Annotated in this window: 4 protein-coding genes and 1 pseudogene; 4 read left to right on the plus strand and 1 reads right to left on the minus strand. The window is 75.3% G+C overall.

Annotated features, from left to right (window positions below; translation table 11 throughout):
• Positions 1-60: 60 nt before the first annotated feature.
• The 4 genes and pseudogenes from G5C51_RS44380 to G5C51_RS39655 form a co-directional block, all read left to right on the plus strand.
• A pseudogene (locus G5C51_RS44380) lies at positions 61-357 on the plus strand (FGGY family carbohydrate kinase); the annotation flags it as partial.
• A 172-nt stretch (positions 358-529) separates the two neighbouring features.
• Positions 530-1,528: a hypothetical protein gene (locus G5C51_RS39645; protein WP_206314820.1), complete on the plus strand. Its 999-nt coding sequence runs from the start codon at positions 530-532 to the stop codon at positions 1,526-1,528.
• A complete protein-coding gene (locus G5C51_RS39650; RefSeq protein ID WP_165245411.1) occupies positions 1,525-2,193 on the plus strand; it encodes an aspartate/glutamate racemase family protein in 669 nt (222 codons plus the stop codon). Before G5C51_RS39645 ends, G5C51_RS39650 begins: the two co-directional genes overlap by 4 nt.
• Complete coding sequence (locus G5C51_RS39655; RefSeq protein ID WP_165245407.1) at positions 2,190-3,869, plus strand: glycoside hydrolase family 13 protein; 1,680 nt, start codon at positions 2,190-2,192, stop codon at positions 3,867-3,869. Before G5C51_RS39650 ends, G5C51_RS39655 begins: the two co-directional genes overlap by 4 nt.
• On the opposite strand, the gene G5C51_RS39660 is transcribed toward G5C51_RS39655, so the two are convergent.
• The gene (locus G5C51_RS39660; protein WP_165245409.1) at positions 3,856-5,037 is read right to left on the minus strand and encodes a helix-turn-helix domain-containing protein; all 1,182 of its coding nucleotides are present in this window, start codon (positions 5,035-5,037) and stop codon (positions 3,856-3,858) included. The two genes, G5C51_RS39655 and G5C51_RS39660, sit on opposite strands and share 14 nt — an antisense overlap.
• Positions 5,038-5,332: the final 295 nt, after the last annotated feature.

Here is a 5,332-nt window from a genome sequence, read left to right on the forward strand (position 1 = left end):
CCCCACGCCGACCACCTCGCCCGCACCTACGGCCGCGCCGAACTCCACTCCCGCACCGGCATCCTCCCCAGCGCCAAGGTCCCGCTCGCCCGCTGGCACTGGCTCCGCGCCGAACACCCGGACCGCCTCGAGCACATGCACACCTGGGCAGGCGCCGCCGACCTCGTCGCGCACGCCCTCACCGGCCGTACGGGCACCGATGCCACCTTCGCCCAACGCACCATGGCCTGGGACCCGGCCGCCGCCCGCTGGCACCCGGAACTCCTCGCCGACGCCGGCCTGAAGCCCGAACAGATGCCCACCGTCCACGGCCCCGGAGAGCCCGTGGGCCACGTCACCCCGGAAGCGGCGGCAAGCACCGGCCTCCGCCCCGGCACCCCCGTCGTCGTCGCCGGCCACGACCACCTCGTCGGCGCCTGGACCGCAGGCGCCCGCGCACCAGGCCACGTCGCCGACTCCATGGGCACCGCCGAGGCCGTCGTCACCGTCTCGGCCGCCCCGCCCGACCGGCACGTTCGCCATGGTCGCCATGGACCAGCGGGACTCGCTCCGCACGATGATGGCCGAGCGCGCCGGCGTCCCGGGCGCGGCCATACCCGACACCCGGCTCACCGACTTCAAGCTCGCCGTCGCCCGCGAACTCGGCCCGTACGCCTCCGCGCTGCTCATCGACCGCGACTACGGCTACCGCCCGATGCTGGACGCCGCCGCGCTCCCGGCCGGCTGCGCCCCCATCCTCGCCGTCGACACCCTCGACCAGCAGCCGGGCGGCCCGGTCGAGGACACCGCACTCGATACGGACATCGCCCCCGCCGCCATCGCCGCCGACGGCACCCGCGGCCTGAAGCTCCTGGTCATCTGGCGCCGGGACGGCCACGAGAACCGCCGTATCGAACTGGCCGCCCGCTTCACCGAGCTGTGCCGCACCGCCGGCCTCGCCTCCGTACTCGAACCCGTCGCCCGCCCCACGGCCGCCGAGGAGGCCGCCGGCACCTTCCGCCTCAACGACGCCATCGTGGACGCCGCCCGCGCCCTCGCCCCGCTGCGCCCCTCGCTCTACAAGTGCCAGGTACCCAGCGGCGGCCGCGGCAGCGTGGCGGAGCTCGCCGCCGAGGCCGAGCGCATCGACGCCGTCGTCGACGTCCCCTGGGTCGTGCTCTCGCAGGGCGTCACCCTCACCGACTTCCCGAACGCCGTCGAGGCTGCCTGCCGCGCCGGCGCCTCCGGATTCCTCGCGGGGCGGGCCCTGTGGACCGACGCCCTGGAAGCCGCCGACCCGCGCGAGACCCTGGCCGGCCCATGCGCGGACCGACTGCGGCGGCTCGCCGAGACCGTCGACACGCACGGCCGCCCCTGGTGGACCACGCCCGCAGCCGCGCCCTTCTCCCCTTCCGTAGCCAGCCTTCCCACTGGCACCGCGACCGGGCGCAACCCGGCAGCGCTGCCGTCACCATCCGATGCCAACTCGCCCGCCACCGCGCCCGCGCCCGCCACCGCGCCCGCCCCCACACCGGAGGTGCCCGCGTGACCCGCGTCTGCCTCCTCCACACCGTCGCGGCACTTCCGGCCGTCTTCGACCCGTTGGTACGCGAACTCGCCCCGGACACCCGCCCGTACCACGTCGTCGACGAAAGCCTCCTCGCCGACACCATCGCCCACGGCCCGCTGCCGCGCACCGCCGCCCGCCTCGCCGCCTACGTCCAACACGCCGAGGCCGCGGGCGCCGAGGCCGTGCTCGTCACCTGCTCCTCGGTCGGCCCCGCCGCCGAAGCCGCGCGGCCGCTCGCCGGTATCCCCGTGCTGCGCGTCGACGAGCCGATGGCCGCCGAGGCGGTACGGACCGGGCCGCGGATCGGCGTGCTGGCCACGCTGGCCTCCACGCTCGAACCGACCACAGACCTGATCCGCCGCCAGGCCGCGGCCGCCGGCGTCGCGGCCGACCTCACCGCCACCACCTGCCCGGGCGCGTACGAGGCCCGTACCGCAGGCCGCGCCGCGGAACACGACACGCTCATCGCGGCCGAGGCCGAACGCCTCGCCGCCCGCTGCGACGTACTCGTCCTCGCCCAGGCCTCGATGGCCGCCGCCATCCCGGCCGACGCGCTGCCGATCCCCGTCCTCACCTCGCCCCGCTCCGGCACCGCCCAACTCGCCGCCCTGAAGGACCCGAAGGACCCGAAGGACCGCACATGACCAGCAGCCAGCACCACCAGGACCGCCAGGACCGCCAGGACAGCCAAGACCGCCAGAACCACCCCGCCTGGTGGCGCGACGCCGTCATCTACCAGACCTACGTCCGCAGTTTCGCCGACTCCGACGGCGACGGCGTCGGCGATCTGCCGGGCGCCACCGCCCGCCTCGACCACATCGCCGGGCTCGGCGCCGACGCCGTCTGGCTGACGCCCTTCTACCCCTCGCCGATGGCCGACGGCGGCTACGACGTCGCCGACTACCGCGACGTCGACCCCCGCTTCGGCACCCTCGCCGACGCCGAGGCGCTCATCGCCCGCGCGCACGAGCTCGGCCTGCGCGTCATCGTCGACATCGTGCCCAACCACACCTCCGACCAGCACCGCTGGTTCCAGGAAGCGCTCGCCGCCGGGCCCGGCAGCCCCGCCCGCGAGCGCTACGTCTTCCGCGACGGCCGCGACGGCGGCGCCGCACCACCCAGCGACTGGCAGTCCGTCTTCGGCGGCACCGCCTGGACCCGGGTCGCGGACGGCCAGTGGTACCTCCACCTCTTCGCCCCCGAGCAGCCCGACCTCAACTGGAGCAACCCCGAAGTAGCCGCCGAATTCGACGACATCCTCCGCTTCTGGCTCGACCTCGGCGCCGACGGATTCCGTATCGACGTCGCCCACGGCATGGCCAAGGACCTCACCCCGCCGCTGCGCGACCTCGGCCCCGGCCAGGTCCACCACCGGATCGTCGGCGCGGGCGCGAACGGCACCCACCCGTTCTGGGACCGCGACGAGCTGCACGACATCCTGCGCTCCTGGCGCCGCCTGCTCGACACGTACCAACCGCCGCGCGCCGCCGTCGCCGAGTCCTGGGCCGAGCTGGACCGCCGCGCGCTCTACACCCGGCCCGACGAGCTGCACCAGTCCTTCAACTTCGACTTCCTGGGCGCCCCTTGGGAGGAGAAGGAGCTGCGCGCCACCATCGACCGCTCGATCGCCCTCGCCGACTCCACCGGCGCCGCCCCGACCTGGGTGCTGTCCAACCACGACGTGATCCGCCACGCGTCCCGGCTGGCCCTCCCGCCGGACACCGACCCGGAGGCCTGGCTGCGTACCAACGGCACAGCCCCGCAGGCCGACCCGGCGCTCGGCCTGCGTCGCGCCCGCGCCGCCGCCCTGCTGCTGCTCGCCCTGCCGGGCAGCGCCTACGTCTACCAGGGCGAGGAGCTCGGCCTTCCGGAGGTCGCCGACCTGCCGGCCGAGGTGCTCGCCGACCCGGTGTACGCCCGCTCCGCCGGCGCCCGCAAAGGCCGCGACGGGTGCCGCGTGCCGCTGCCGTGGGAGCCCGCGGGCCCGTCGCTCGGCTTCGGCCCCGGGCCGGGGTGGCTGCCGCAGCCGGCGGACTGGGGGCGGCTGTCGGCGCGCGCGCAGGCCGACGACCCCGGCAGCATGCTGCGGCTGTACCGCGCGGCGCTGCGGCTGCGCCACGCCCACGCCACCGGCGGCCTGACCTGGCACCCGCAACCCGCCCCCGGCACCCTGGACTTCAGCCGCGACGGGCTGCGCTGCGTGGTGAACCTCGGCCCCGAGCCGGTCGCGCTGGACGGCCCCGCCCTGCTGGCAAGCACGCCGGCCGCCGATACCCTCCCGCCCGACGCGGCCGCGTGGCTGCCCGTCACCCGGACCTAGCCGCCCGTACCCCCGGAGCGGTCGAGTGCGGCAGCAGGTCGGCGAGCCGCTCCGGGAAGCGGACCTGCACGTCCACCCCGTCCGTGAAGCGGTACGGGCGGTGGGTGAGCACGCTCGACAGCGTGCGGCGCAGCCGCGACATCTCCGCCCGTACGGTCACCGTCCGGGTCGCGTCGCCGAACAGGCCGTCCGCCAGCGACGCCGCGCTCAGGCCGTCCCGGCGCAGCGCGAGCAGCAGCAGCACCTCGGCGTGCCGCGGGCTCAACTCCTGGGCCCAGCGGCCCGCGTAGCCCTCGACCGTGAGCGTCCAGGCGTTGCGGCTGCTGACGTCCAGCACCACCTGGCTCGGGGCCTGATCCTCCTCGTCCTTGCCGACCCGCAGCAGCCAGCCGCCCGGCAGTGGCTCCATCACGCACCGCCCGACGCCGGGCACCGTGCACTCGCCGGCCTCCGGCCGCAGCGGCAGCCGCACCCGGTCCGGTGGCGCGAGGCCGACCGCGCCGGCCACCCAGCCGTGCGCGTCCACCGCGAACGCCTGGCCGCGCAGGCCCGCGAGCACCGGGGCGGCCACCGACCGCAGCCGGTCGAGGACTTGGCGGTGGCGTTCGCGCATGCTGGCCTCGGCGAGGCGGGTGACGGCGGTGATGAGCGGCAGAGCGGTGGGAGGAAGCGTTTCTGCGGGGCCGCTCAGATCGGCCACGCCGAGCAGCCGGCCGTCGCGCGGGTCGTGCAGCGGGGCGCCGATGCAGGTCCAGGATTTGTGGATACGGAGGGAGTGCTCGCGGGCCCGTACGGCGAGCGGGGTGCGGGCGACGAGCACGGTGCCGATGCCGTTCGTGCCGATGACCTCCTCGCCGCAATGGGCGCCCTGCTGGAGGCCGATGGCCTCCGCGGCGCGCAGGCCGCGCCGGCCGCCGCTGCGCCACAGCACGACGCCCTCGGCGTCGGAGACCACCAGCACGTGACCAGGCTCGTCGCTGACCGACTTCAGGCCCTCGTAGAGCTCGGGGAGCACGCCTGCCAGCGGGGAGGTCTCGCGGCGGTGCTGGACCTCCTCGATGGGGAGGTGGTGCGGGTCGGGGCCGTCGTCGGGGTCCACCCGGAGGCGGTTGACGCGGCGCCAGGATTCGGCGATCTCCGGGCGGGCCGGGCCTCTCTCCTCGTACATGACTCTCCCCCGAACGAGGTACTTACCTCCCTATGGTGCGTCTTCGGCGCGTCAGTCACTGCCGTTTTCACGACATCGTTGCAACGCTTTGCAACTCTTGTGGGGAACACACGAATTGCCGCAGGGTGAGGTTCGCAGAGACCGGGAGCGGTGCCGAGTCGGCGCGGCACCGCTCCTGACGCGCGGCAGCGGAAACGATCCTCCCCTGTCCCCTTCAGGGAAGGCCGTTTCCCGCTGCCGCGCATGCGCTCCCGCGCAGGGTGGGACGCAAAACCTGGGGGCTCCGCCCCCAGAC

It is taken from the genome of Streptomyces coryli (genome assembly GCF_011044975.1).
Lineage (GTDB): Bacteria > Actinomycetota > Actinomycetes > Streptomycetales > Streptomycetaceae > Streptomyces > Streptomyces coryli.

Excerpts from the sequence above, each read along its gene's own strand:
- G5C51_RS39645 (WP_206314820.1), top strand. The coding sequence starts at position 530 with ATGGACCAGCGGGACTCGCTCCGCACGATGATGGCCGAGCGCGCCGGC.
- G5C51_RS39655 (WP_165245407.1), top strand. The coding sequence starts at position 2,190 with ATGACCAGCAGCCAGCACCACCAGGACCGCCAGGACCGCCAGGACAGC.
- G5C51_RS39660 (WP_165245409.1), bottom strand. The coding sequence starts at position 5,037 with ATGTACGAGGAGAGAGGCCCGGCCCGCCCGGAGATCGCCGAATCCTGG.